The following is a 3,777-nucleotide window of genomic DNA, read 5'->3' as shown; positions in this document are numbered from 1 at the left end:
CCCGAGGCACGCGCTCCGCCGCTCGGGCGGCGACCGGACGACGGGCGCGGCGCGGCGGTGGGGACACGGTCGGCCGTCGCGCCCGCCGTGCGGCTCCGGCCGCGCCCGGCGACGGCGAGCGGCGACGGTGGGTTCCGACGGTGCGTCCGGTCGGCCCGGTGCCGGGGCGGTTCGGGGCTGTGCGGTGGCTCCATGGCCCCACCGTCGGGGGCCGGGGGGTGCCTGTCCAGCTCCGGTCGCCCGATCGGGGGACGGCAAAATAACGGCAAAGCCGCCGGTCGACCGAAGTGGCGGGCGGAGGTGTGGACCTCTGCCGCACCGCAGGCACCCGGGGGCGCCGGGGTGAAAGCAGCACCCCACCGCACGCGCGGCAGCCCGAGGCGGTCGCGGCGGGTCGTTGACGCGGGGCGCCCGACCCGCTACCCCTGGGGGACACCGGGTCGCGCCGACCGCACCCGTCGCTCCGCTCGCGCCGGCCGCGCCGCGGCGGTGTCCGGCACGTCCCGCACCCGACGCCCCACGCACGGGAGACCCACTTGCCCACCCACGCCCCGGCACGGCCCGCCGCCGCCTCGCGCATCCGTCGCCCCGTGCGGCTCGTCGCCGCCACGGCGGCGGTCGCCGTGGCGCTGCCGCTCCTCCAAGCCGGCCCCTCGGCCGTCGCCGACGTGAACGCCGGTGAGGGCGCGCTCCAGGCGGCCTTCGCCGCGGCGGCCGAGGAACACGGCGTACCGGAGGAGGTGCTGCTGGGAGTGGGCTACCTCCAGTCCCGGTGGGACGGCCACCGGGGCGCTCCCAGCGTGGCGGGCGGGTACGGGCCGATGCACCTGACGGATGTCCGGACCGCGCTGGCCGCCGAACCCGGTGACAACCACCACCTGCACGGCGACGAGGACCCACGCGGCGACACCGGCCGCCCGTCGGACCCCGCCCACGCGCCGGAACCGGCCGCACCCACCGCGCCCGCACCCGACGCCGAGCGCGGGCGCACGGTGGAGCGGGCGGCGGAGCTCACCGGGCTGCGACCCCACCGACTGCGGTCCGGCAACGCGGCGAACGTACAGGGCGGCGCCGCGTTGCTGGCCGCGTCCCAGCGGGAGCTGGGGCTCCCGGCGAGCGAGGACCCCGCCGACTGGTACGCGGCGGTCGCCGGGTACGGCGGCAGCGACAGCCGTCCGGCGGCGGAGGCCTTCGCCGACGAGGTGTTCGCCGTCATCGCCGAGGGCGCGGAGCGCACCACCGACGACGGCCAGCACGTCGTGCTGCCCGCCACCGAGGTCGCCCCCCGCACCGGCCAGGCCGCACTGCTCGCGTTGCCCCCGGCCGGGCCCGAGGGCGGCCCCGCACCCGCCGAGGAGCCGGCGGGCGCGGCCGGCGACCGGGCAGAGTGCCCCGCGGCCCTCTCCTGCGAGTGGATCGACGCCGCCTACGAGGAGTACGAGCGGCCCGACGGCGGTCTCACCTACGGGAACCACGACAAGGCCGACCGTCCCGCTTCGCAGCGGGTCCGGTACGTCGTCGTGCACGACATGGAGGGCTACTTCGGGCCCTCCGTCGACCTGGTGCAGGACCCGACCTGGGCGTCCTGGCAGTACAGCCTGCGCGCCTCGGACGGCCACGTCGCGCAGCACGTCCCCGCCCGGGACGTCGCCTGGCACGCGGGCAACTGGTACGTCAACGCCGCCTCGATCGGGCTGGAGCACGAGGGGTTCCTGCGGGCGCCGGGCACCTGGTACACCGAGGCGATGTACCGGGCCTCCGCCCGCCTGGTGGCGTACCTCGCCGAGCGGCACGGCATCCCGCTGGACCGGCACCACGTCATCGGCCACGACAACGTGCCCGGGGTGGGCCCGGACAACATCCCCGGCATGCACACCGATCCCGGCCCGTACTGGGACTGGGCGCACTACTTCTCGCTGCTGGGCGCGCCGATCACCGCCGACGGGGCGGCGGACTCGCCGCTGGTGACCGTCGCCCCCGCCTACGACGCGCACCGCCCCGGCTACACCGGTTGCGACCCGGACGACACGGCGGCCCCGTGCGAACCGCACGGCTCCAGCGGCGTCCGGCTGCACACCGGGCCCTCGGCGGACGCGCCGCTCGTCCCCGACCCGGGCACCCACCCGGGCCGTGAGGAGTCGGGCACCTCGATCCACGACATCGGCGCGCGCGCCTCCACGGGGCAGCAGTTCGCCCTGGCCGGTCGGGACGGCGAGTGGACCGCCATCTGGTTCAACGGCCGGCGGGCCTGGTTCCACGACCCGGAGGAGCGGCCGGCGGCGGTGCCCGGCAGCGGCTGGGTCGCCACCCCGAAGGAGGGCGTCGAGCGGGTCCCCGTGTACGGCGTCGCCTACCCGGAGGCTTCGGACTACCCGGAGGGGGTGGCCGTCCGCGCGGCCGAGCCGCTGCCCTACCGGTTCACCTCCGGGCAGTCCTACGCCGTGGGCCGCGGCGGCGAGGCGTTCGAGGGGGAGTTCTACTCGGCGACCACCTTCGACCCGGCGGACCACCAGGTGGTGCGCGGGCAGCTCTACCACCAGATCCAGCTCGGCCACCGCATCGCGTTCGTCCGGGCGGACGACGTCGACGTGCGCCCGGCCGGCTGACACCTCCATGGACCGGGGGCGGGTGGCGACGTACGGCAAGCGGACGTCCGGCTTCCGGACGTCGCCGCTCGTGCATCCGCCGACCCCTTGCCCGTTCACCGCCCGCGACTACGCTGTCCCCAGCCGTTGACCAGGCGGGGAGGGCCCTTGCGTCGGAACGATATGGCCGTGCTCGGCCTGTCCGCCGAGGAGGAGCTGGTGTACCGCCACTTCCTCCGTGAGCCGGACTCCGACCCGGCGACCGTGCCCGAACGGCTGGAGCTGGAGCGGGCGAAGGCCGACGACGCGGTGCAACGTCTGCGCGTCATCGGCCTGTTGCGTACCGACACCCGGCCGGGCATGCTCAGCCCGGCGGATCCGGAGACCGCGGTCGCCCGCCTCACCGAGCTGCGATTGCGCGCGCTCTACCGGGAGATCCAGCTGATCACCCAGTCCCGCCACCTGCTCGACGCGCTCCGCGCGGAGACGGGGGTCCCGTTGCCGACCCCCCGCGGCATCGAGCAGCTCAGCGACTGGCCGCAGGTCCGCAGCCGCATCGACGACCTGGCGTTCTTCGCCCGCGACGAGATCCTCTCCGTCGAGCCGCGGCTGGAGATACCGCCCGAGCAGCTGGCCCATTCACGGGAGTTGAACACGCGCTCGCTCCGCCGCGGGGTGCGGCTGCGGCACGTCGTGGTGCGGGAGGCGCTCGGCAACCCCTGCACCGTGGAGTACCTCGGGGAGCTGGTCTCCCGGGGCGCCCGGGTCCGGGTCGCCGACCGTCTCGCCGAACACATCCTGGTCTACGACCGCAACGCCGCGCTGGTTCCGATCGACCCGTGGGACACCGACCGCGGCGCGCTGCTCGCCCACTCCAGCGGACTGGTGGGCAACCTGGTGACGCTCTTCGAGAAGATCTGGGACGAGGCCGAGTCCCTCTCCGTGCTGCTGCGGGAGCCGGAGCTGGAGAACGCGCCGCTCTCCGAACCGGGACGCAGGGTGCTGACGTTGATGTGCACGGCGGCGAAGGACGAGTCCGCCGCGCGTGACCTCGGCGTCTCCGTCCGCACCTACCGGCGCTACGTCGCCGAGGTCATGCAGCGCCTGGGCGCCGCCAGCCGCGCACAGGCCGCGCTGCTGGCCCGCGAGCGGGGCTGGATCTGACCGCCCCGCCGCCCCCGGGGGGCGGCGG

At 76.0% G+C, this 3,777-nt stretch carries 2 protein-coding genes; both read left to right on the top strand.

All coding sequences use genetic code 11. The features are described 5' to 3' along the window. The first annotated feature begins 536 nt into the window (after positions 1 to 536). Positions 537 to 2,606 (top strand): N-acetylmuramoyl-L-alanine amidase, encoded by a 2,070-nt coding sequence (locus HCJ92_RS22985; protein ID WP_209311491.1) that lies wholly within the window; start codon positions 537 to 539, stop codon positions 2,604 to 2,606. Positions 2,607 to 2,753: 147 nt separating this feature from the next. Continuing rightward, positions 2,754 to 3,749, top strand: coding sequence for a helix-turn-helix transcriptional regulator (locus HCJ92_RS22980; protein WP_209311490.1), 996 nt, complete (start codon positions 2,754 to 2,756; stop codon positions 3,747 to 3,749). Positions 3,750 to 3,777: the final 28 nt, after the last annotated feature.

Source organism: Streptomyces spiramenti, assembly GCF_012034385.1.
GTDB classification, from domain to species: domain Bacteria; phylum Actinomycetota; class Actinomycetes; order Streptomycetales; family Streptomycetaceae; genus Streptomyces; species Streptomyces spiramenti.
Note: the sequence above shows the minus strand (reverse complement) of the source record. Positions and strands in the feature narration are given on the sequence as shown.